This window comes from Pseudoalteromonas sp. T1lg22, from assembly GCF_002964645.1.
In the GTDB taxonomy this organism is placed as follows: Bacteria; Pseudomonadota; Gammaproteobacteria; order Enterobacterales; family Alteromonadaceae; genus Pseudoalteromonas.
This window is the reverse complement of the sequence record NZ_PQBY01000013.1, coordinates 445,358-467,039: the sequence shown is the minus strand read 5'-3', so window position 1 is coordinate 467,039 and position 21,682 is coordinate 445,358. Positions and strand designations below refer to the sequence as shown.

26 protein-coding genes and 1 pseudogene are annotated in these 21,682 nt (G+C 51.8%); 18 read left to right on the top strand and 9 right to left on the bottom strand.

Translation table 11 applies throughout. The features are described from left to right. Positions 1–3 precede the first annotated feature (3 nt). Complete coding sequence (locus C2M24_RS09230) at positions 4–1,197, bottom strand: iron-containing alcohol dehydrogenase (protein WP_105214397.1); 1,194 nt, start codon at positions 1,195–1,197, stop codon at positions 4–6. Positions 1,198–1,317: 120 nt separating this feature from the next. Beyond that, positions 1,318–1,818, bottom strand: coding sequence for a GNAT family N-acetyltransferase (locus C2M24_RS09225; protein ID WP_105201596.1), 501 nt, complete (start codon positions 1,816–1,818; stop codon positions 1,318–1,320). A gap of 156 nt (positions 1,819–1,974) precedes the next feature. Here C2M24_RS09225 and C2M24_RS09220 point away from each other — a divergent pair, with 156 nt between their 5' ends. From C2M24_RS09220 to C2M24_RS09200, 5 genes are all read left to right on the top strand, one after another. Continuing rightward, a complete protein-coding gene (locus tag C2M24_RS09220; RefSeq protein ID WP_105214395.1) occupies positions 1,975–2,457 on the top strand; it encodes a glutathione peroxidase in 483 nt (160 codons plus the stop codon). Positions 2,458–2,459: 2 nt separating this feature from the next. Next, a complete protein-coding gene (locus C2M24_RS09215) occupies positions 2,460–2,933 on the top strand; it encodes a MarR family winged helix-turn-helix transcriptional regulator (RefSeq protein WP_105214393.1) in 474 nt (157 codons plus the stop codon). 51 nt (positions 2,934–2,984) lie between these two features. After that, on the top strand, positions 2,985–3,431 hold the full coding sequence (locus C2M24_RS09210) for a hypothetical protein (RefSeq protein WP_105214391.1): 447 nt from the start codon (positions 2,985–2,987) through the stop codon (positions 3,429–3,431). 78 nt (positions 3,432–3,509) lie between these two features. Continuing rightward, a complete protein-coding gene (locus tag C2M24_RS09205) occupies positions 3,510–3,905 on the top strand; it encodes a DUF4019 domain-containing protein (protein WP_105214389.1) in 396 nt (131 codons plus the stop codon). 60 nt (positions 3,906–3,965) lie between these two features. Next, on the top strand, positions 3,966–4,907 hold the full coding sequence (locus tag C2M24_RS09200) for a patatin-like phospholipase family protein (RefSeq protein ID WP_105201590.1): 942 nt from the start codon (positions 3,966–3,968) through the stop codon (positions 4,905–4,907). A 30-nt stretch (positions 4,908–4,937) separates the two neighbouring features. Here the strand turns inward: C2M24_RS09200 and C2M24_RS09195 are convergent, their stop codons facing one another. Further along, positions 4,938–5,828 carry an EamA family transporter gene (locus tag C2M24_RS09195; protein ID WP_105201589.1) on the bottom strand — a complete coding sequence of 297 codons (891 nt, stop codon included), beginning with the start codon at positions 5,826–5,828 and terminating at the stop codon, positions 4,938–4,940. A gap of 208 nt (positions 5,829–6,036) precedes the next feature. Here C2M24_RS09195 and C2M24_RS09190 point away from each other — a divergent pair, with 208 nt between their 5' ends. The 4 genes and pseudogenes from C2M24_RS09190 to C2M24_RS09175 all read left to right on the top strand — a co-directional run bounded on the left by C2M24_RS09190 (position 6,037) and on the right by C2M24_RS09175 (position 11,680). Next, entirely contained in the window at positions 6,037–7,770 is a 1,734-nt protein-coding gene (locus C2M24_RS09190; protein ID WP_158683744.1) for a sensor histidine kinase, read from the top strand. Next, positions 7,767–9,106 (top strand): annotated as a pseudogene (locus C2M24_RS09185) (sigma-54-dependent transcriptional regulator). The gene C2M24_RS09190 and the pseudogene C2M24_RS09185 overlap by 4 nt, the downstream one beginning before the upstream one ends. Positions 9,107–9,271: 165 nt before the next feature. Further along, the gene (locus tag C2M24_RS09180) at positions 9,272–10,219 is read left to right on the top strand and encodes a porin (RefSeq protein WP_105214385.1); all 948 of its coding nucleotides are present in this window, start codon (positions 9,272–9,274) and stop codon (positions 10,217–10,219) included. Between the two features lie 12 nt (positions 10,220–10,231). Then, a complete protein-coding gene (locus tag C2M24_RS09175; RefSeq protein WP_105214383.1) occupies positions 10,232–11,680 on the top strand; it encodes an SLC13 family permease in 1,449 nt (482 codons plus the stop codon). A 90-nt stretch (positions 11,681–11,770) separates the two neighbouring features. On the opposite strand, the gene C2M24_RS09170 is transcribed toward C2M24_RS09175, so the two are convergent. Continuing rightward, positions 11,771–12,754: a GlxA family transcriptional regulator gene (locus C2M24_RS09170; RefSeq protein WP_105214381.1), complete on the bottom strand. Its 984-nt coding sequence runs from the start codon at positions 12,752–12,754 to the stop codon at positions 11,771–11,773. Positions 12,755–12,789: 35 nt separating this feature from the next. Between C2M24_RS09170 and C2M24_RS09165 the strand changes: the two genes are divergently transcribed. Both C2M24_RS09165 and C2M24_RS09160 read left to right on the top strand, forming a co-directional pair. Next, positions 12,790–13,605 carry an MBL fold metallo-hydrolase gene (locus tag C2M24_RS09165; RefSeq protein ID WP_199775701.1) on the top strand — a complete coding sequence of 272 codons (816 nt, stop codon included), beginning with the start codon at positions 12,790–12,792 and terminating at the stop codon, positions 13,603–13,605. A gap of 39 nt (positions 13,606–13,644) precedes the next feature. Beyond that, positions 13,645–14,325 carry an SGNH/GDSL hydrolase family protein gene (locus C2M24_RS09160; RefSeq protein ID WP_158683743.1) on the top strand — a complete coding sequence of 227 codons (681 nt, stop codon included), beginning with the start codon at positions 13,645–13,647 and terminating at the stop codon, positions 14,323–14,325. Here C2M24_RS09160 and C2M24_RS09155 read toward each other — a convergent pair. The 5 genes from C2M24_RS09155 to C2M24_RS09135 all read right to left on the bottom strand — a co-directional run bounded on the left by C2M24_RS09155 (position 14,305) and on the right by C2M24_RS09135 (position 18,389). Next, positions 14,305–14,871 (bottom strand): DUF2799 domain-containing protein, encoded by a 567-nt coding sequence (locus tag C2M24_RS09155; RefSeq protein WP_105201583.1) that lies wholly within the window; start codon positions 14,869–14,871, stop codon positions 14,305–14,307. The two genes, C2M24_RS09160 and C2M24_RS09155, sit on opposite strands and share 21 nt — an antisense overlap. Positions 14,872–15,062: 191 nt before the next feature. Next, positions 15,063–16,571, bottom strand: coding sequence for an FG-GAP repeat domain-containing protein (locus C2M24_RS09150; protein ID WP_105214375.1), 1,509 nt, complete (start codon positions 16,569–16,571; stop codon positions 15,063–15,065). Between the two features lie 152 nt (positions 16,572–16,723). Further along, the gene (locus C2M24_RS09145; RefSeq protein WP_105214373.1) at positions 16,724–17,533 is read right to left on the bottom strand and encodes a Rossmann-like fold-containing protein; all 810 of its coding nucleotides are present in this window, start codon (positions 17,531–17,533) and stop codon (positions 16,724–16,726) included. A gap of 6 nt (positions 17,534–17,539) precedes the next feature. Next, positions 17,540–17,911 carry a hypothetical protein gene (locus C2M24_RS09140; RefSeq protein ID WP_105214371.1) on the bottom strand — a complete coding sequence of 124 codons (372 nt, stop codon included), beginning with the start codon at positions 17,909–17,911 and terminating at the stop codon, positions 17,540–17,542. A 64-nt stretch (positions 17,912–17,975) separates the two neighbouring features. After that, the gene (locus C2M24_RS09135; RefSeq protein ID WP_105214566.1) at positions 17,976–18,389 is read right to left on the bottom strand and encodes a DUF3429 domain-containing protein; all 414 of its coding nucleotides are present in this window, start codon (positions 18,387–18,389) and stop codon (positions 17,976–17,978) included. 159 nt (positions 18,390–18,548) lie between these two features. Between C2M24_RS09135 and C2M24_RS09130 the strand changes: the two genes are divergently transcribed. The 7 genes from C2M24_RS09130 (at position 18,549) to C2M24_RS09100 (ending at position 21,657) form a co-directional block, all read left to right on the top strand. Continuing rightward, entirely contained in the window at positions 18,549–18,983 is a 435-nt protein-coding gene (locus C2M24_RS09130) for a GNAT family N-acetyltransferase (RefSeq protein WP_105214369.1), read from the top strand. 11 nt (positions 18,984–18,994) lie between these two features. Continuing rightward, complete coding sequence (locus tag C2M24_RS09125; RefSeq protein WP_105214367.1) at positions 18,995–19,504, top strand: GNAT family N-acetyltransferase; 510 nt, start codon at positions 18,995–18,997, stop codon at positions 19,502–19,504. Between the two features lie 12 nt (positions 19,505–19,516). Then, entirely contained in the window at positions 19,517–19,834 is a 318-nt protein-coding gene (locus C2M24_RS09120; protein ID WP_105214365.1) for a hypothetical protein, read from the top strand. A 149-nt stretch (positions 19,835–19,983) separates the two neighbouring features. Continuing rightward, on the top strand, positions 19,984–20,472 hold the full coding sequence (locus C2M24_RS09115) for a DUF523 domain-containing protein (protein WP_105214363.1): 489 nt from the start codon (positions 19,984–19,986) through the stop codon (positions 20,470–20,472). Between the two features lie 15 nt (positions 20,473–20,487). Beyond that, entirely contained in the window at positions 20,488–20,778 is a 291-nt protein-coding gene (locus C2M24_RS09110) for a DUF6966 domain-containing protein (RefSeq protein WP_105189144.1), read from the top strand. Between the two features lie 109 nt (positions 20,779–20,887). Beyond that, positions 20,888–21,133, top strand: a complete 246-nt coding sequence (locus C2M24_RS16290; protein ID WP_105214361.1) for a DUF6868 family protein — start codon at positions 20,888–20,890, stop codon at positions 21,131–21,133. A 68-nt stretch (positions 21,134–21,201) separates the two neighbouring features. Then, the gene (locus C2M24_RS09100; RefSeq protein WP_105214359.1) at positions 21,202–21,657 is read left to right on the top strand and encodes a macro domain-containing protein; all 456 of its coding nucleotides are present in this window, start codon (positions 21,202–21,204) and stop codon (positions 21,655–21,657) included. Positions 21,658–21,682 lie beyond the last annotated feature (25 nt).

Below are 21,682 nucleotides of genomic sequence, written 5' to 3'. Positions count from 1 at the left end.
CAGCTAAGCCTTAGGTAGCAAGGAGCGCAGCAGGTTTTCCATCTCCTGCTGCGTCATAAAGCAGGGTACAGGGTAATCCGGGTGCGCTTCCGCCAGTGCTTGCTTGGCAATTAGTGGGATATCCTCGGCTTTTAAATCGGCAATGAAGGGTGGAATACCCAACTCATCCAGCAGCGCATAAATGCTATCGCGCAACTGGGCGGCACTGCTTTGCTCGCCTAGAGTATGCTTTGCTAATTGCTCCAGACTGGCATCGACTCTATCGCCATAAAAATCCAAAATGGGTCTAAGCACCAGAGCATTGGATAGGCCATGACCTAGGCCGTAAAAAGCCCCTAGCTGATGGGCGATGGCATGCACATAGCCCACCGAGGTACGGGTAAAGGCTTGACCGGCAAACATGGCGGCCCAGAGCATGTCGGTGCGGGCGCCCAGGTCGTGAGGCTGGTTGTAAGCCTTGGGCAGCGCGCCGAGAATAAGCGCCACGGCTTTTTCACTTTTACCACGCGTATAGGCGTTGGCATTGATGCCAATATAGGCTTCAAGAGCATGGGTAAGCGCATCTATGCCTGTGCTGGCCGTTAGCCCCGGCGGTAAGCCTGTGGTGAGCTCGGGCAAAAACAACACGCCCTTGGGCACCAGGCAAAGGTCATTGATGGAAAACTTAAGCTTGCGTTCGGTATCGCTGACCACGGCGGCTACCGTCACCTCGGAGCCGGTGCCTGCGGTGGTGGGGACAACATACACAGGGGGCAAGGTGCGCAACACCTTAAACAGCCCGTGCATTTGTCGTAACGACTTTTTGGGGCGAGCAATACGTGCGGCGATCAGCTTGGCGCAATCCATGGCCGAGCCGCCCCCAATGGCCAACAGGGTGTCGCATTGGTTTGCCTGGTAGCAGCGCACGCCTTGCTCTATCTGTTCGATACTGGGGTTGGCGCCAAGGTCGCTAAAAATAGTCACCTCAATGTTATTGGCAATTAGTTGCTCCTGCAAAGAGGCATGTAAATTAAGGGCGATAACACCCGGGTCGCTTATCAGCAGGATGCGTTTACACTTTTGCGCACACAAGTGAGCCAGCCATTGCTCAATGGCCTTATCACCATAAAACACATGGGGCTCGGGAATGGGCAAGAGCATGGCCGCCAGGCGTAAACCCAGGTGATAGGTCCGATAGAAAAGGTGTTTAACAGCCATGTTTCCTCTGTTCTAACTTGTTGAATAAAAGCCTGTTCTTAATAAAAGCAAATTTAGGTACTAAACACCAGAGCAGAAGCCAGGAGGTCACTTAGGGTGGCAGGTTTGCGCCGAAATGAGTTAGAGCCTAACCAGATAGCGTTGCACGCATTTATCGCCGACCTCTATTTCTGAGTCGAGCCGGCCGCCGCAGGCGATGATGGTTTGGCCAGATACCTGATTATCCTTGTAGCAATGGATATGCACCTCATTGACCTGGCGCTGCTGCAAAAACGCAATGGACTTGGCCATCAGCACCTTGCCCAAACCAAGCCCGCGTTGACTGGGGCGAATGCTTAAGCCAATATGGCCACCGCAATGAGCAATGGCTTCATTGAGGGTATGGCGAATATTGGTGACCCCGATGATTTCACCCTTATCGACCAACCACAGGGTTGAGCTGGGCACAAAGCCTTCAGGCAGGTTTATGCCTTTGGCAAATTCATCCAGCCGTGCCAGTAGCGCGGGGAAATCCTGATGCTCAAAATCCAGTGGAAAAGGATAGCGCTCTTCATCGCCCAACTCGGCGATATAGTCGCGGTAGCTTTGTGCAAACTCCAGGCTAGGGGTGACTAACTTCATGAATCAACCTAATTTATTGAGAAACATAAGAAACCGAGCATATATCATACCTATTCAATTAAATAGCTAATCATTCTAGCGGGCTAGCTGAGACTCTTCTTGCGGTAAACTAAATTTTGATCAATTATATTGTGCGCAATCTAAATGGGGTTTCTTATGTCTATCTACGAATTTTCTGCGACCAATAACAAAGGCGAAGAGGTGGCCTTATCCAGCTTTAAGGGTAAGGTGATGTTGATCGCCAATACCGCGAGCAAGTGCGGTTTTACGCCTCAATACCAGGGCTTAAATGATCTATATAAAGACCTGCAAGCCAAGGGGCTGGTGGTGCTAGGTTTCCCTTGCAACCAGTTTGGCGAGCAAGAGCCGGGCAGCGATAGCGAGATCAGCGAGTTTTGCCAGCTGAACTATGGCGTGTCTTTCCCCATTATGAGCAAGATAGACGTTAATGGCGCGGGTGCTCATCCCTTGTTTGACTACTTCAAGGCTCTGGCCCCGGGCCTGTTGGGCACCAAGAAGATCAAATGGAACTTTACCAAGTTTCTGGTCGACCAAAACGGCAAGGTGTTAAAGCGTTATGCACCACTGACCAAGCCCGAAGCGATCCGCGCCGACATCGAAGCCCTGCTAGCGAGCTAAACATGAGCATGGATCAGGATCTCTATTTGCAAAACCAGCTGTGTTTTAAGCTCTATACCGCTTCTCGGCTGGTGATCCGCGGTTACCAGCCGATGCTGAAAGACCTTGGGATCACCTACCCCCAATACCTAGTATTGCTGGTATTGTGGCAGGCTAACGAGCAGGGACAGTTGCCTTTAAGCTTAAAGGCCCTGGGTTCACGTTTGCATCTCGACTCGGGCACTCTAACGCCTTTATTAAAGCGCATGCAGCAGCTTGGCTTGCTCAGCAGAGTGCGCAGTGAACAGGACGAGCGGCAATTGCAGATTGCCTTGACGGAGCAGGGCATAGCCCTGGCACCCAAGGCAAAAAAATGGCGGGAAACACTCAGTGAGGGCCTAGAATGCCAACGGCCAGCGCTGACGCAGCTGGCCCAGCAGCTCGATGAGTTTATTGCCCTGCTGGAAAGGAATGACCTGAATCTGTCATTTAACTAAATGAAAAATATGATATGTTTTTAGCCAATTACATTGAATGAGCACTCGCTTATGAACAGCGTCTGGCTATTAATTGGTTTGGCTGTGGCCCTTATCATCATGATTACCTTCGCACGGCGTGGGCTTTGGGCAAGTCGAAAGGGTTATCCCCTGTTGCTTGCCAGCTTCCCCCTTTATTACTGGCTTTTTGCTCTCTGGGCCATGGACTTTCAGGCGTTGCTCTATGAAGCGGCCACCGCCGTGGTCTTTTTTCTGCTCGCCGGGTGGGCCATTAAAAGTCGAACACCTGTCCGTTGGTGGCTGGTGGGGCTCGGGATGTTTTTGCACGCTGGCTATGACTTCTTTCACGATAGTCTCTTTAGTAATGCCGGCACGCCCACCTGGTGGCCAGAATTTTGTGGCATGGTGGATCTTGTCTTGGCCCTGTACTTATGTGCGCTGGCGACCAGTTCTGGATCGCTCAGACTGCCCGGGCAGCGCCTGACCTACAAAGAATAATGACGGCGCGCCACTACAAGGCGGCAAAATAAGCTAAGGTTAATAAGGAAAATTAACCTTAAAGAAAAAGGACTTATGATGAAAAAACTATTCCTAATTTTAAGCCTGATGGTGACCAGTCTAAGTTGGGCCGGGCAAACGCCGAGCGTCGAAGTGGCTAAATCCTGGTTAGGCGGTATAGATGCAGGTCAATATGGGCAAAGCTGGGATGAGGCTGGTGCGCTTTTTCAGGAGCAGGTTACCAAGGAGCAGTGGCGGGATATTATCAAGGCGGTGCGCGCGCCCTTGGGTAAGGTTATCAGCCGCACCGAATTGGGCCGTCAAAACTTTACCTCTTTGCCAGGCGCCCCTGAAGGCGAATACCTGGTGCTGCAATTTAACACCGAGTTTGCCAATAAAGCCGGTGCCGTGGAAACCCTGACTTTGAGTAAAACTCAGGAGCATTGGCGCCCGGTGGGTTACTTTATCAAGTAGCCACTGCAGTTCAAAAATAAGCCTATTTAGGCCCAGGCGTAAACAAATCAAGGAGGAAGCATGAAGGCGATACTCAGCATTGATGGTGGTGGTATTCGGGGATTGCTTCCCGCCCTAGTGTTGGCGCAAATCGAAACCCGGCTTGGTCGTCCCATTGCCCAGTGCTTTGATCTGATCGCCGGCACGTCGACCGGGGGAATTCTCGCTTTGGGCCTAGGTAAGGATAACGGTGAGGGGATACCGCAATACAGTGCCCAGGCGCTGGCGGATATGTATGAACAGCACGGTAAGGAAATATTTTCACGCTCTTTGTGGCGAGGTGTTTCCTCGGTCGGTGGACTGCTCGATGAAACCTATAGCCATACTGGCCTAGAGCGCCTGCTTAAGCATTACTTTGACGATGAGCCCCTGGGGGCGTCGCTGACCCGATTACTGCTTACCAGCTATGACATTCATAACCGCAAGCCTTTGTTTTTAAAGAGTTGGCGTCAAGAGCATCGTACCGTACTGATGCGCCATGCGGCGCGGGCTACCTCCGCTGCTCCCACTTATTTTGAACCCGCTCATATCCCAGTTGATGGTGCTAAGCGCGCCTTGGTCGATGGCGGCGTGTTTATAAACTCGCCCTCGGTGTCGGCCTATGCCGAGGCGCAGCGCATTTTCCCCGAAGAAAAGGAGTTTCTGCTTGTCTCTATCGGCACTGGCGAGCTTAATCGTCCCATAGAGCTGCGCGATGCCAAGGATTGGGGCAAGGCAGGTTGGGTGGCTCCTTTGCTTAGTTGTATTTTTGATGGGGTGGCGGATGCCGCCGACTATCAAATGGATAAGCTGCTCGGGGAAAACTACTATCGCTTGCAAACCACTTTGGACATTGCTTCTGATGATATGGACGATGTCACCCGGGGTAACATCGCCAATTTAAAATCCGAGGCCGCCAGGCTACTGAAAACAAGTGCGGCCGAGCTTGATGCGCTCTGTCAGCGTTTAGCCAACAAAACTTAGTGCCTTAGGGTTAAGCCCTTGGGCTAAGCCCTAGGTGTGTGATGCTTCTGCTTCCTTATCGCTCTTGCTCTCTGGCTGCATCGAGCTGCCGATGGAGGCGATGATCACCAGGGCGATGGCCAGCCATTGCAGTGGCGTTAGTAATTCGCTGAGGATCATAAAACCGGCCAGCGCGGCAATGGCGGGCTCCATGCTCATCATCACGCTAAAGCCCTGTGCCGGCATATTGCGCAGCGCCACCATTTCCAGCGTATAAGGCAGGGCGCTGGACATAATCGCCACTAAAAAGCCCAGCGGGATAACTTCCCAGCTCAGTAGCGCCATGCCTTGATGGGCGGCACCGTAAGGCACCAACACAAAGGCTGCTACCGTCATGCCCAAGGCCACTGTGCGTCCCCCGGAGCTTTGGTTACCTGTGCGTTTTCCAAATAAAATATAACCAGCCCAACAGGCACCGGCGACAAGCGCTAGGGCAACACCCACAGGGTCTAGGCCGGTCTCGGCGTCGATTTCCGGCAATAACAGAATGATACCGGCAATGGCAAAGGCGACCCACAGCAGGTCCCGTTTACGTTTTGAGCTCAGCAGGGCCACCGCCAGTGGCCCAGTGAATTCCAATGCCACGCCTATGCCCAAAGGAATACGTTCGATGGCGTAATAGAAGGCGATGTTCATGCCGCCTAAACACAGGCCGTAAACGATAATGCTACGCCATTGCTGACCCTGGGGCAGGGCTTTCCAAGGTCGAAAGACAAGACACAAAACCAGGGCCGAAAACCCCAGGCGCAGCGCCGTGGTGCCCTCGGGACCGATCAAGGGAAACAGTTGCTTAGCGATGGAAGCGCCGGACTGTATGGTAACCATGGCCAGTAAAACACAGCCGATGGCGGTCAGTAGCACACGGTGGTGAGCAAAAAACATGTTGAAAACCCGTGTTTAATGAAGTGGCGCTAGTGTAGCTAAGCACCTTGTTTGGGTAAATACTGCAAAGCGCCACTGGTCGTGTTTTTATTGGTTTTGGTCTTACTCTGGGATGATGCTGGGTCGAACAGGGCCTTGGACTACCCTTGCGGCGGCTGCATTGTTACACTGCGGGATTCGTTATTGGTTTTCGCCGCAGGAGAATTGGGTGTCGCATCAGTTAATAAAGTTTGCTGCTTATGGGCTCTTGTTTGTGCTCGGCCTTGGGCTGACCCATACCCTGACGCAGGAGCAGTTACTGGAGCAAAATAAGGAGCGTACCGCCCGTCATGCTTCGGCTTTGAAGGATTATATCCAAAGCGAATTTGGCCGCTATAGCACTATCGTTGCGTTTTTAAGTGAGAGCACCTTAGTGCAACAGGCCCTTAAAAGTGCTCAAGAGGGCAACGTTGCCGACCGCTATCTAAGCGATGTGCAACAGGCCAGCGGCGCCTCCGATATCTACCTACTCAATGCCGAAGGGACAGTGGTAGCCAGCAGTAACTCACATCTGCCGCACAGTTATAAGGGCAATAACTTTGCCTTTCGTCCTTATTTTGACCGGGCCATGGCCGGGGAAACCGTGATTGATTTTGCCCTCGGGCAACGCTCCATGCGCCGCGGTTTTTATTTTTCCAAGGCGGTGGATTTTGTTGGTGGCGGTCGAGGCGTAATTGCGCTTAAGGTCAACGCCAGTAAATTTGAAACCGATAAGGCCCGTTTGGATACGGGGGAAAAAAGCCATTTCGCGCTGCTTGATGCCAATGAGGTGGTGTTGCTCTCCGATAATCCCGACTGGCAATTGCGCGCCAGCAAAGCGCTTAGCGCCAAGAAGCAGCAGCAAGTCGCACAGTCACAGCAGTTTTTAGGGCAAGCCATTAATCCCCTTGATTGGCGCTGGTTGTCGGACCAACCTCAGTTTGACTCCCAGCCCAGTGGCCAGTTGATCACCAAGCAGCGCCGGTATCTGGTCAGTAGCTCGACCCTGGCGGATACCTCCTACCGACTCTTGATGCTCAGTCCCATAGTGCCGTTTAATGAGGTGCATGCGGCGCGCCTTGGACTAGCCATGTTGCTGCTCTTACTCTTGATAGTGTTGATCGAATATCTCTCGGTCAAGGTCGCTGGCTACCGGCAACTCTTGTTTAGCCAACGCTCCCTGGAAGAGCAGGTGCATGAGCGCACCCAGGAGTTGGAGCAGGCGCAGGACGCGCTTATTCGCGCCACCAAGCTGGCGACCATAGGTCAGTTGAGCGCCAGTGTGAATCATGAAATCAATCAGCCGCTTAGTGCCATGAGTGCTTATGTGGCCGCCTGCAAGCGCCTGTTGATGCGCGCCGAGCCGGATAAGGCGATGGAAAACCTGCAATTGATTGAGCAATTGATCCGCCGCGTGCACGCCATTGCAGCCCAACTTAAATCCTTCAGTCAAAAGCGTCCGGTGAAGATGCAACGCATCTCGCTACAACAAAGCGTACAAAACGCCCTCTTGGTGGTCGGCCCCGAGCTTAAAAAACACCATGTCAGCGTGCAGGAGTCCGGACTTGAGGTACCCGTGTGGGTCGACCCTTATCAGTTTGAGCAGGTGTTGGTAAATCTGCTCTCCAATGCCTGTCAGGCCATGGAGCACGCTCAGGATAAATGGCTGCGCCTGGAGGCGAGCAGCAAGGAGGGCAAGGTGTACTTGTCCATTATCGATAATGGCCCTGGCATCGACCAACATGCCTTAAGCACCATTTTCGAACCCTTCTATACCACCAAGTCGGAACATGGTTTAGGCTTGGGGTTGTCAATTTCAAAACAAATTATCGAATCTTTTCAGGGTAATCTCAGCGCTCATAATCACCACGATGGTGGCGCCGAGTTTTTGCTTAGCCTGCACCAACAAGAGCCACAGCTATGAGCCGAGAAAAAACCATTTACGTTATTGATGACGAAGCCAGCATTCGTCATTCGCTGCAACAATTGCTCGAACTCGAAGGCTATCGGGTGCAATGTTTTGACGATGCTAGCAAGGCCTTGCATAGTCTTAATCGCAGTTTCGCCGGGGTGGTGCTTAGCGATATCAGCATGCCGAATATGGATGGCATCAGTTTTTTGCAGCAGGTGCAGCAATTTGACTCTGAGCTGCCGGTGATCTTTCTTACTGGCTATGCCGATGTCAGTATCGCGGTGAAGGCCATGCAATTGGGGGCCTATGATCTCTTTGAAAAGCCCATTACCGAGCAGCTGCTCGATTGCCTGGCGCGCGCCTTGGACAAGCGCACCCTGGTGTTGGAAAACCGCGAATTAAAACGCCAGGTGCAAAAACAATCGGCCCCCGGGGTGAGAATCTTGGGCGAGACCCAGCAAATGCAGCAGATGATGCAACTACTCGATGCGGTAATAGACACCCCGGCAGATGTCCTTATTGAAGGGGAAACCGGCACCGGCAAGGAGCTGGTCGCCCGTTATCTGCATGAGCAAAGTCAGCGTGCCAAACATCACTTTGTCGCCATTAACTGTGGTGCCATTCCCGAGCAATTGATCGAAAGCGAGTTGTTTGGGCCGCCAGTGGTGCTTACACCGGCGCCAATCAGGCCCGCGAGGGTAAGTTTACCTATGCCAACGGCGGCACGGTTTTTTTAGATGAAATCGAGGCCATGTCGCCAAGCTTGCAGGTGAAACTGCTACGGGTGCTGGAAGAGCGCCAGGTGACGCCGGTGGGCAGCAATCAGGGCATTGAGCTGGATATTCGCGTGGTGGCCGCCACCAAGGTGGATTTACAAACCCTGGTCGATGCCGGGCAGTTCCGCGCCGATCTCTATTTTCGCTTGAATCTGGTGAAGGTACCGATCCCGGCGCTGCGCCAGCGTAAGGCGGATATTCCGCTTTTGTATCAGCACTTTTTATCCATTGCTGCGACCCGCTTTCATAAGCCTACCCAGCCGCTCAGTGAGGAGTTGCGTGGTCGGTTAATGCAGTATGACTGGCCGGGCAATGTGCGCGAGCTGCGTAATCATGCCGAGCGCACCTTGCTGCTGGGAGAGCAGTTGGCGCAGCAATCCGTTGGCACACAGGAACAGGAAGTGTTAAGTCTGGCGCAAAAGGTGGCCTATTACGAGCAGTCACTGATCGAGGATGCCCTGGCGCAAAGTCAAGGCAGTATTAAAGAGGCGATGGCCTTGTTGCAGATACCGCGTAAAACCTTGTACGACAAGATGGCCAAGTATGCACTACAGCGCACCATGTACACCTAAACTGTGTGTGGGTTTGGTGATAAATACGTAATTCTGTGTGCGGAAATCCGCACATTTATCTTGGTCTTTTTCGCTGGTTTATTGGTAAGTCATTGTAAAATAGCGTTTTAAAAAGTTGGTTAGGTTTTTGTATGTGTCTTTGTTAACAACAAGTAGGATACAGCAATGATAAAACAACTTACATTTACCAGCGCCGCCATGCTTATGGCTGGAGCCACCACGGCCCACGCGGCCGACTATGATATCTATGGCAAGGCCGAGGTGCAGATTGCCCACACCGATAAAGGGGTGATGCGCTATACCGAGGAAGGCACCCAGATAGATGCACCTTTTTCGCGCATCGGCGTCAAGGGTCAGCATGCCCTCAACGACACCACCCAATTAGTTTTTAAATACGAGGTACAGGTGAAGGGGTTTGATGGCGACTCAACCAATGATCCATTTTCCGCCCGTAACACCTATGTCGGCGTGCAATCTCAATATGGCACAGTGCTGGTGGGACGCAACGACACCCGCTTTAAATACTCCGAGGGCAAGGTTGATCAGTTTAACGAAACGCAGGGCGATATCGCTCAGGTATTGGCCGGGCAATCTCGGGTTGGCGACAGCATCACCTACAGCACGCCGAAGTTTGGGCTTTGGGCGGCAGCGGTAACCTGGGTTCCTAAAGATGACAGCAACAGCGAAGACAATGGTGTTGCGGCGCTATTAAGCTATGGCGACCGTGCGCTTAAGCGCACCCCTTATTTTGTTGCCTTGAGCTACTCCGATGCTTTGGGTGATTTACAGGCCACTCGGGTAACGGCCGCCTATCGCTGGCAGCAGCTGCAACTGGGCGCCATAGTCCAGCGCAGTGAAAACCTGGCCGGCGATAAAGAGGGCGATGGCCTGGTACTGAGCGCGCGCTACTGGCTCAGCGACGCCTGGCAGCCCAAGTTGCAATACAGCCGCGATGACAGTGGCCTGCGCCATGAGGGCGATGCCGAGCAGTTTACGGTGGGCGTCGACTATGTGGTCGACAAGCAAACCACCTTTTATCTCCTTGCCAGCCAATTGGAACTCGATACCAGCGATGACACCAGCACCGCTTTGGGTCTAAAGTATATGTTCTAAGGGGAGCAACAAATGACCGAAAACAAACCAAATAAAATCAATCGCCTGGTCTTCTTATGGCTAGGGCCCCTGGTGATGCTGCTGACCTGTTTAATCGACCCGCCGAGCGGCATGTCGGTGGCGGCCTGGCGCACAGCAGGTTTAACCGTGTGGCTGGCCTCTTGGTGGGTCACCGAGGTGGTGCCCATTCCGGCGACCTCCCTGTTGCCTTTGGTGGTGGTGCCCCTAGCCGATATTGCCTCCATTAAGGCCGTAGCCGCGCCCTATGCGCATCCGCTTATCTATCTGTTTTTAGGTGGCTTCTTGCTTTCCATCGCGATGGAGCGCTGGGGCCTGCATAAGCGTATTGCTCTAACTACTTTGTTGTTGGCGGGCAGCAAACCCAGCACCCAGATTATGGCCATGATGCTGGTTACTGCATTCTTATCCATGTGGATGTCGAATACCGCCACTGCGGTGATGATGTTGCCCATAGCGCTTTCTGTCGTTCATTTACTGCGCGATAACGGCAGCGAGTGCGATAACTTTGGCAAGGCGCTGCTCTTATCTATCGCCTATGGAGCCAGTATCGGCGGTATTGCCACGCTGATCGGCACCCCGCCTAATGCGCTGATGGCCGCTTATTTGGCCGACAGCTATAACATAGAAATTGGTTTTGCCACCTGGATGTTGATTGGTGTGCCGCTGTCTGTGGTGATGCTGGCCTTGACCTGGCTGTGGCTCACCAAGGTGATGTACAAGGTGGATAAAACTGCGGCCCAGGTGGAAACCCGAGGCATGTTTAAGCAACAGCTTGCAGCACTGGGTAGCATGTCACGGGCGGAGAAAGGCGTATTAGCCGTGTTTGCACTTGCCGCCGTCAGCTGGGTATTGCGCCCCTTGCTGGCCAAGGCCACCGGGCTGGCTATTTCCGACACCGGTATTGCCATTGCCGCAGCGCTGTTGCTGTTTATTTTGCCCGCCAAAAAAGACAGTGAGGAGCGTATTCTTGACTGGGACAGCGCCGCCAAGGTGCCTTGGGGGATCTTATTGTTGTTCGGCGGGGGCTTAACCCTGGCGGCCAAGATTAAGTCATCGGGCCTGGCCGACTACATTGCCAATATGCTCAGTGGCGCCGGGGCCATGGAACTGGCATTGGGGATTTTAATCGTTACCGCGCTTATCACCTTCTTAACCGAGATCACCAGTAATACGGCGACCGCCGCCGGTTTCTTGCCATTGCTTGGCCCGGTGGCCGAGTCCATTACCGGCACGCCTTTGGTGTGGGTGATCCCCGCAGCCATCGCTGCCAGTTGTGCCTTTATGATGCCGGTGGCCACGCCACCTAATGCCATCGTCTTTGGCTCAGGCGAGCTCAAGATCAAAGACATGATACGCGCCGGTTTTGCGCTGAACCTAATAGCAATTGGTCTTATCACCCTGGTGACCTTAACCCTGGCCCCCTTAGTGCTGGGCTTCTAAATTCTATGGTTAACAGACTTTAGAGAAAAATCTTTCCTAACCAAGGGCCGCCTAGCGGCCTTTTTTATTGCTTGATTTTAGGACGTTGTTTTAGGCGATCAGTTGGCGATATTGCGCCGGAGTTAGGGTGGTAACTTGCTTAAAGGTGCGCCGGAACGAGGTTTCATCGCCATAGCCCAATCGATTTACTACCTCCTTCACCGACAAACCCTGGTAGGTGATGAGATCGCACGCCTGCTGAATTTTTACCAAACGCATAAATTGCGCCGCCGATGCGTCCGTGCCGTTAGCGATGCGCCGCGCCAGGGTGCGGGTCGACATATTCAGTGCAGCGGCGAAATTGTTCAGGGTTAAATCCTGCGCCGGCGTTTGTTCAACCCAGCGATAGGCACGTGCCACTTCTGGCGATTTTGATTTTATCATCTCGATACGCTGCCAAGGCAAGGCTGCTTTTTGAGGTCGGGCGATCACCATGAGTTTATTGATTTCGGCGAGAATAGCGGCGCCACAATGATTCTGGATCAGCGTATTGGCAATGGCCAGATAGCCCTGGACGCCACTGGCGGTGATTAACTCTTGGTCCTCTACCTGGGTGTCGTTAAATTGCCAATTAACGCCTGTAAAAGCGGTGCTAAGGTATTGGGCTAACCACCAGGTGGCGGTGGCGCGGCGGCCTTCCAGCTGCCTGCTGGCGGCCAGCAGACACACCGCGGAGCAGTAGCCCCAGAGCTGGGTCGTTGACGCCAGCCGACTGAGCGTGTCGATCAGCTCGCGATTTACCGCCAGCGCTTTTGCGCAATCCTGCTCCGAGCTGGCCCAGAAGCCGGGCAATAAAAGGGCATCAAACTGGCCCTCGGCAAGGCTGGTTTGGGGCTCAATAGTGATGCTGGGGCCCTGAGAGGCCAAGGTCAGGGTGACGGGGGTGCCGTCGACGCTGGTAAAGACACATTCGAAGGTGCGTTGCTGCGTTCTCTGATTGCACGCGGTGAGTATTTCGGCAAAGGCCATCAGGCCCGAGGGGATGCAGCCGGGGTAAACAACAAGACCTATACGCATAGTTGGCAATAATTGCATTAATTGTGACTTAGTTGGCCATATTAGGTGCCGCGATGGCGAAATACAATAAGGTCATTGTTACTTTTTCGAGCACGCCAATGAAAATTACCCAAATACGTAATGCCACAGTGATCATTGAATATAAACAAGTGACCCTATTGGTGGACCCCATGCTGGCGCCCCAGGGCAAGGCGCCAGCGCTTAAATACCTGGGAGTAAAGCGGCGCAAAAACCCACTGGTGGAGTTGCCGGATAACAGCGAGGAGTTACTGGTCAAGGTCACTCACTGCTTGATCACCCATTGTCAAAAAGGGCATTTTGATCATCTGGACCGTGCCGCGGTGCGCTGGTTAAGGCAAAAGCAACTTCCGGTGCTGGCCTCTAACGCCGATGAGGCGTTTTTAAAAAAGCGGGGTTTGCATGTGATGCCCTTGTCATCGCGCTCAGCTAATGCCTTTGCCGGCGGGCTTATAGAGTTGGTGCCCTGTGTTCATGGTCATGGCTTAGTGGGGAAGCTGATGGCCCATGGCGTTGGTTATTACATTGAAATGCCGGGGGAGCCCAGCGTCTATATCACCGGCGATACCCTGCTGACAGAGACCATTATCGACTTTGTGCAATCCCGACAGCCCGATGTGATCATTGCTCCGGCAGGTGGTGCCCGTTTTGATTTTGGTGGCGAAATCATTATGGGTGCCGAGGATGTGTTGGAGCTGGCATCCATCGCTCGTGGTCAGGTGATAGCCAACCACCTGGAAGCGCTGGATCACTGCCCGGTAACCCGTTTACAACTGGGTGAGGCGATGCTGGATGCCGATCTGGGCGAGCGCGTGCTGATCCCCGATGACGGTCAGACCTTGGCATTTTAACGGTGCCTAACGGCTGGCTTAATTTTTGGAGGCAATATCGTGACTCATATCATTTGTTTTGGCGATAGTATTACCCGGGGCGAAAACGACGCGGCGGCAGGCGGCTGGGTTGACAGGTTAAAAGCGAGAGAAATTTGTCGCTTTGTGACCGGCTCACGGGCCGAAACCTGTGTGTTCAATATGGGCATAGGCGCAGAGACCAGCGATGGTCTGGTGCAGCGCTTTGCGAATGAGCTCGCGCCGCGTATGGCTGCGCCGCATATGGCTGCGCCGCAGCGCACCTTTGTTACCCTGGCTTATGGCGCTAATGATGTGGCGATTACGGCGCAGCAGCACAGCGTACCCCTAGCGCGTTTTATAAGCAATTTGCGCATCTGTATCGAACATGCCCAGGAGTTGGGCGTACAGCCGATATTGATCAATATTCTGCCCGTTGCCCAATACTTGGATGGTGTTCCCAATAACCTAGGTAAGCGCCGCCTGAATAAGGATATAGCCAGTTATAATCAGGCCTTGGCGCAGTTGGCCGAGGATACCTCGGTGCCGCTTATCGATGTTGCGGCCTTGTTTTCCAATAGTCGGGGCGGGTTTGGGCTCTTGACCGCCGATGGCGTGCACCCTAACAGCGCCGGACACCGGCTGCTGTTCGAGTGCATTTATAGCCATTTGGAGCACATTACGCGGGTGGAGATGGCAGCATCAGTGGATATGCAGCTCTAGCTTATTATCCAGTATGGGTAGCAGGGCGCGCTCGCGACGTAAGTCGTCCTGTTCATGCTCCAGGCGATGGCGGCGGTGTTTAAGTTCGCGGCGCTGCTCGCGGGTGAGCTCCTCAGAGTGCAACTGCCAGTGAATGTGTTTCAGTTCGTCGTCAATCTGGTTGAGGCGCGAGGATATTTCATGGCGATGGCGGTTCACCACGTATCTGTCATGGCCTTGTTGCCAGGCGAGGCGAAATTCTTCGCTGCGACAAATGGGATTATAGTCTCTGCCATTAAGGCCTTGGGTAAAGGCGTTTTCCGGCTCACAGTAATCTTTCAGGCCTTCCTGGTGCCCGCGCTTATAGTCTTCCAGGGTTGGGCGCACACCATATTCGAGGCAGTCGTAAATAATGTTTTTACCATTGGCCAAGGAGCGACCCTGCTGACCATGACTGAAGCCGATATCGAACCAGTCCCCCCGTTCGCACTGCTGCTGCGATATGCTGGAGCAGCCGCTGAGCAGTGCCAGCATTATTATCATTAATCCGGTTCGGACTAAACCCATAGTGAAATCCCGTTGTAGTTATTATTGAAATACCGACTTTAAGTGGTATCCAGTGCCGTCAAAACGGCATAAATTAGGGCTAATTTACCCAAGTTCAGTGAGTTATTAAAGAGTAGCGAGGATGAACAAGCGCTGTTTTTAAATCAACAGCGCTGCCTGAAGCGCCCTGAGTGAGGGCCAAAAAATCTGAGTTAGCGGGCAAACAACAGGCTTAAGCGGCGCTTGAGTTCGGGCTTATCGAGCTGGCCGTAATAGAGCAGCAGGTCACTTTTACCGTCGTCGTTGATATCCGTGCTGCTAATATGGCTGCCGGATTGGGGCAGGGCGAGTTTTTGCTTTTGGCTGCGGGCAAAGGCCTGCTGGCCTTGGTTAAGGCGATAGACCAGGGTGTCGTTATCTTCGGAGAACAGCAGGTCTTTGCGGCCATCGCCATTGATATCGGCGAGCATGACCAAGGGTTGACTGGCGCGGCCCTTGCTGATGCTGAAGTTCATTTCCGTTTCATAGTCCAATGACGGCTTTTTCGGGAACTGGCCCTGGGTGTTTTGCCAATACAGCAGAATATCCTGATCTATGCTGCTGGCGAGCAAGGCTGATATCACTTGCGATACCCCGAGCTCAAAGCTGGCGACCATCACTTCCAGGCGGCCATCGCCGTCGATATCCTGCAGTTGCAGATCGGTTAAGGTGCCCTCGGCGCTGACCGTGGTATCTGCTTTATTGGCGTAGCTTAGTTGGCGTTGTTTATCCAAACTGCCGTAATAAATTTCGTAATCATTGCTTCTATCGAACACCCCGGAGCTCTTGGTGTAGCGCACCACTAAATCAGGAATGGCATCGCCATTGATATCTTCAAAACGCTCTAATTTGCGGTACCTAAGGTCGCTTTGGTCAAGGGGCTGGCCATCATCATCGAGCTGATCCCACCAATCTATGCTGTAGATGCCACCACGGATCGCCAGTTGCTGATGTTCAAAATGGCGGCCGTGGGCGTAGTAAAGGTGCAGCTTGCCCTCGTGCAAATTGGCGATATCAAGGCGACCGTCTTGGTTAAGATCTAAGGTAAATACCTGCGCCGGTGAGGCGTTAAGTTCGACGCCATTGAGTACGCTGTGGCTGCCAATATCCAGGCTCACCTTTTTATGGCCACCTTCGTGTTGTGAAAGCCATACATGCAAGTCGGTGAAATCCGCGAGCATGATGTCGCTGTCGCCATCGTTATTAAAGTCATGGATAAAGTCGATTTGGCGCATAAAGTTACTGCGCTCAATGCGATAAATAGAAGACACATCGGCAAAGGCAAACAGGCGTGGTTCGCCTTGTTGCTGTGGATACTGATAGCGACCGACATGATCATGGGCTAAAAAGTATAGCGTGTGCTCGCTCTTTTCCTGCTCACTGATATCGTAAGCGAAATACTCTTCGCCGATGGCAAAGCGGTCCACCTGTTGTAGCCTGCCATCGATCACAGCCAGCACCGCCACTTGATGGGCCTTGGCTTCATTGCGACCAAAGACCACGATTTCCTTGCCCGGATGAGGCGTGAGATCGGCGCTCAGCGGTGTACGACTGATATTAAAATCAAGATCTATGCTCAGAGCTTGGAATGGTTCCCCCTGAACGGATGCGGCCGCCACGGGCGTTGCCATAAAAGCCAATGGCAGGCTGGCCAACAGTGCTGTGTGTAGAAATCCCTTCATGATCAACTCTAATAGTTCGCATTATTTCTACTACAGTGCCAACAGCGGCACTCGAGTGCAAGGGTCAATATGTAAGCAAGTGTTCAAACTGTGCGAGCAAGCGTTAACACCATGCAAGCAAGCGTTGGCACCATGCTGGCAAGCGTTAACGCTTAGTCGGTGTTTTTATGAAAGTCCGCTAGCCAGCGTTGCCATTGGCTGTCATAGCCTTGCATATGGCGATGTTGTTTGGAGTTAAGATGGCCCTCGCGGTCTCGCTCGCTTTGAAACGGGCCGGCGCGGCACAGCAGGCAGCAGTGGGGGTCATCAAGATGATGGCGGCGATGGCAATGCGCGCTTATTTCGCTGTCGGCATTGAGGGCGTAGGTGTAGGTAATGCCTAGTGTGTCTTTAACATGCTTGTCGCGGTCGACATTACGCACCTTGTAGCCTGGGAAACGGCGTAAATCAAATTGCTGCTCACCTAAGAAGTGCATCGGCGTATGCGATGTTAAGGCATGGTCTAAGCCCCAATGACTGTAAGGTTTAACGTCTTTGGAGGTGATATAGCACAGGCCCGCGCCTTGAGGGGCGAGGGCATAACGAGCGCTGTTGAGCAGATACTGGTGCAACAGGGCGCGATTGAGAATATTCAAGCCGCCGTTTTGTTTTGCCGCCGCAAAGGCCTGCTCTGAGCCGAGCTGGCTTAACAGCGGAAATTGGAAAATAACCAGATCGAAGCGCTTTTCACCCAGGCGCTGCCAGCTTTCGGTGGCGGTGACGTCAAATTCAAAATCAAGGCTGACCTTTGCGGCGCGCAGCGCATCTATGCCGTGGTGCTGGTATTTATCGCGCAGCGTTGTTTCGCTGTCGTACACACTGCCGTGTAATTGCGACGCCGGGTAGAAATCCAATAAAGCCTTGGTGAAGGTGAGATCGCCATCGCCTACGGTTAACACCCGCCAGTTGCGCTGCAAATACATGATTACTTATTCACCTTGTGGCTGCGGCTCGTCGCGGCGCAGAGCCCCGGCTGCATATAAACGCGCCTTGAGTGATTCGATGGCGATTTGGCGAATAATCACATGCAAGGCAATCAGGGCAGCAATGGCAAAATGCACCGGACCATGAGTGAAGCCCAACTCCGGGTTATAAATGGTGGCGCCAAACATGATAAACAGCAAAACCATGGCAATTTCCAGCAGTTGATTGCTGTAGAAAGTGAGTTTGCCTTCACGCTTGTGGTCTTTTTTAATGTTTACCGCGCAGAAAAACGGGATTACTTTCACCTTAAAGGCGGCATTTTTTTCAATGTAAATTTCACCGATCTCATCCAGGGCGCGGCGCAGGGCATCTATCATAATTTTGCTCGTATTCTGTTAGGCCGGCGCAGTGTAATGCATAGGCGCCGGACTGTCTAAGGGTTCAGTCGAGAAGGCTGGCGATCATCAGCAGGTGGGTTACAAACACCACGGAAGTCAGCACAAAGCGCATCTTGCGATAGTCCTTATGGTGCTCTTGCCAGGCGGGCGCCTTGACCTCAAACAGCAACACCAGCCAATAGCTGGCACTGAGCCAGGCCAGGGTGAAAATACTGTTGCCTAACGCCAACAGCGGAATGGGTAAAATTGGCACTATGGCGGCAATGGCGTGGCCGTGGGGCTGATTGCCCGGGCGCCACAGCTGACCGGCTAAAAAGCTGACAATGGCGATACTGTAATAGATAAATAAAGGCGCAACCGACTCGCCCTGACCGGATAATAAGGTCCAGCCCTGCATGGCCAAAAAGGGCAACAAACCCAAATAACCCAGTTGAATATGATTTACATAGCGCTCAATAGCCACAAATAACTCCGCAAATTAGCAACCTACCAATTGTACGTGCCAGCGGGCACTAAGTTCAATAATCTTTCCGCCTGCTTTTATTGGGCAATTGCCAGCGCTGCAAGGTGCTGTTAGCTTAAGGATTAAGCAAATTAATAAGAAGGGGATAGGGATATGCAGGTTCATTTTTTAACCCAAGATCAGGATTACCCAGGAGAGCATTCTGAGGTACTTGAAGTCTTATTGCAGTTGCGTGGCCAATATACACTGGAAACCTTGGCGGCGCAGGTGAAAAAACAACTGGCCCAGGGTTACCAGCTAGTATATGTGCAAGCCGATAGCGGAATTTTGGCGGTGGCCGGCTTTGTGGTCACAGAGAAACTCGCCTGGGGCAAATGCATTTATATCGACGACCTGGTAACCAATAGCGCCTGTCGCAGCCAGGGCGTCGGACATTTCCTGATAAGCTGGTTTAAGAACTACGCTAAGGCCCATCAATGCACGCAAATCCACCTCGACTCGGGTGTCCAGCGCTTCCCCGCCCACCGTTTTTATCTGCGTGAGGGCTTTAATATTGCCAGTCATCATTTTTCTATGCTGGATGTGTGAGGGGTTTACCAATGACCGTGCTCTGTGAAACCGAAAGATTAATCATCAGGCAACTGGATTTGGGTGATGCCGACTTTATCTTGCGCTTACTCAATGACGAGTCCTTTATACGTTATATCGCGGATAAAAATGTTCGTACGCACCAAGATGCGATAAATCATCTAACGAATGGCCCAATAGCCAGTTACAAAAACCATGGTTTTGGCCTGAACCTGGTGCAGTTAAAAGGTGAATCAACAGCCATAGGCATGTGCGGGTTATTAAAAAGAGAAGAGTTGGATTACCCGGATTTGGGCTACGCGTTTTTCCCCGAATTTTGTGGCAAGGGCTACGCCCGGGAGGCGGCCGAAGCCGTGTTAAAACAAGCTGTGGCTGAGCATAGCATGCACACTATTTTAGCCGTTACCGCTCCCAATAACCTAAGATCCATGCACTTATTGGAAAGTATCGGCTTTAGCTTAACAGGCACCAAGGAGCTGTATGGCTTAGAAAATAACCTCTTTGAGTATCACGGCCGATAGATCGCTAGCACAATGACTCAAGTTAACACTCTTACCCTCGCCATCTATGCCGGCATTGTTGCCCTTGTAGTTGGCGCAATTGCCTTTACTCTCAGTTGGAATCTGTGGGAATTCTGGGGCGGCCCCATGCCTGGAATTCAGGCATTGCTGTTTCCCGGAAATGTGACCTTGGTCCATGTGTGGCACCCTTTATTCACAGAAGAAGTGAGTTTTTGGCCTAAGCTCGCGCTTCTTTTTATTGGCCAGTTTGTGGTTGTTACCCTAGTGGTGGCCCTTGTTATCGGCCTGGTTAGAAAGTTTAATTGCCTCTTTGCCCATGCAAACCGCTAGCGCGCGTTTCGTATCAGGGAGATGATAACGTGTTTGCTTACATTGAAGACTTTGATGGGGGTGTTTTGGTTGGGGCGACAAAGCACCAAAATAATTTATAACAAGGCGATCCGCCGCGTTAGCTATTTTTTAAATTTAAGGAGCTACACTTGGAAAAGGTGTTAGTCAGTGCGTGTTTGCTTGGAAACAAGGTTCGCTACAATGCGAGTTGCTTATCTGTACCAGAGTCTGATTTAAATTGGCTGCAATCAGGTGTCGAACTTGTGGTTTTTTGTCCCGAGGTCTCGGCAGGTTTACCCATTCCCAGAGCCCAGGCTGAAATAATCGCAGGTCAAGGAGCTGACGTCCTGCAAGGTGCTGCGAGTGTTGTTGGCAACGATGGTATTGATGTCACTCATCAGTTTATTGCTGGCGCCAAAAATGCGTTGAAGCTATGCCAAGAACAACAAATAAAGTACGCGGTGCTCGCTGAGGGCAGCCCCTCCTGCGGTAGTGCAAAAATCTACGATGGTACATTTAGCGGCACTAAAGTAGATGGTTTGGGAGTAACGGCCGCATTACTAGAACGTGAGGGCATTCGCGTATTCAGTCAATATACCATAGCTAGCCTCAGAGCAGAGCTGGAACAAGATAGCTAACATGGCGTGATATGTATGGGTGAAAAAACGAATCAATTAATTGAAGTGTTAACCGAGCTTCGGCAGTTAACATCAGAAGATGACCAAGAGCATTGGGTTAAATTTTTGCTCCTTGCTGAAACCCGATTAAAAAAGTCTGACTTTTCAGGGATAGAGCATTTGTTGGCTGGCTATGGCGGGCTGGGTTCATTTAATGATGTTTGGATCCAATCAAGCAAAGAAAAAGATGAAAGGTTTTGTTTTTTAAGGTCCAAGGCTTGGGACCTGGCAAATTACATTAAGGAAAATCATGAATTTATCACTTAATAAGGTGCTGAAGTTATGTCGGACTTTGCCCTCAAGGTGATGGGGACGCGCTAAAGTGCAGCCCCTTAGCGGCGCGTTAGGCTGAACCCAAACAACGGAGATATAAATTATGCTCGGTGTAAATGAACTTACTGTTTTTTTCGGTTGGTGTACGGTAATAAATCTGGCTTTTTATTTGCTGTCCGCATTTTTTATTTTGGTATTTAAAGATTTCACTATTAATCTTCACAGTAAAATTGCAGATGTCGCGCCTTCCGAATTACCACGTATATACTTTAATTTCATGGGTAATTATAAACTCGGTATATTGCTTTTAAACCTCACACCCTATATCGCACTCAAGTTAATGGCATAGATAAAGCTCAGCATAATAAGGTGTTAAGGTGGAACTGTGAAACAAGCCTCTGATGCCAGGGAGTAATAATGAAAATCCTAGAAGGTGATTTAATTAAGCTCGCCCTGGCTGGTGAATTTGATGTCATCATTCATGGGTGCAATTGTTTTTGCACCATGGGGGCAGGTATTGCAAAAGCAATAAAAGCTGAATTTCCTGAAGCATTCAAGGCCGACCTGAATACTGAAAAAGGTTCAAAACAAAAACTGGGTACTTATTCTCAAGCCAGTGTTGAAAGAAACGGTAACACCATAACTGTCATCAATGCTTACACCCAGTTTAATTGGCATGGACGCGGTGTAAAAGCAGACTACCAAGCAATCCAAAGTGTCTTTTCGCGGCTTAAAAAAGAGTTCAGTGGCTCTCGCTTTGGCTACCCTCTAATTGGCGCTGGGTTGGCGGGTGGTGACTGGAATGTCATTTCGCAAATTATTGAAACCGAGCTTGCCGGTGAAAACCACACCCTGGTGAAATTCGCACCCTAATGAACTTTGACGTGCAGTTTTTAGC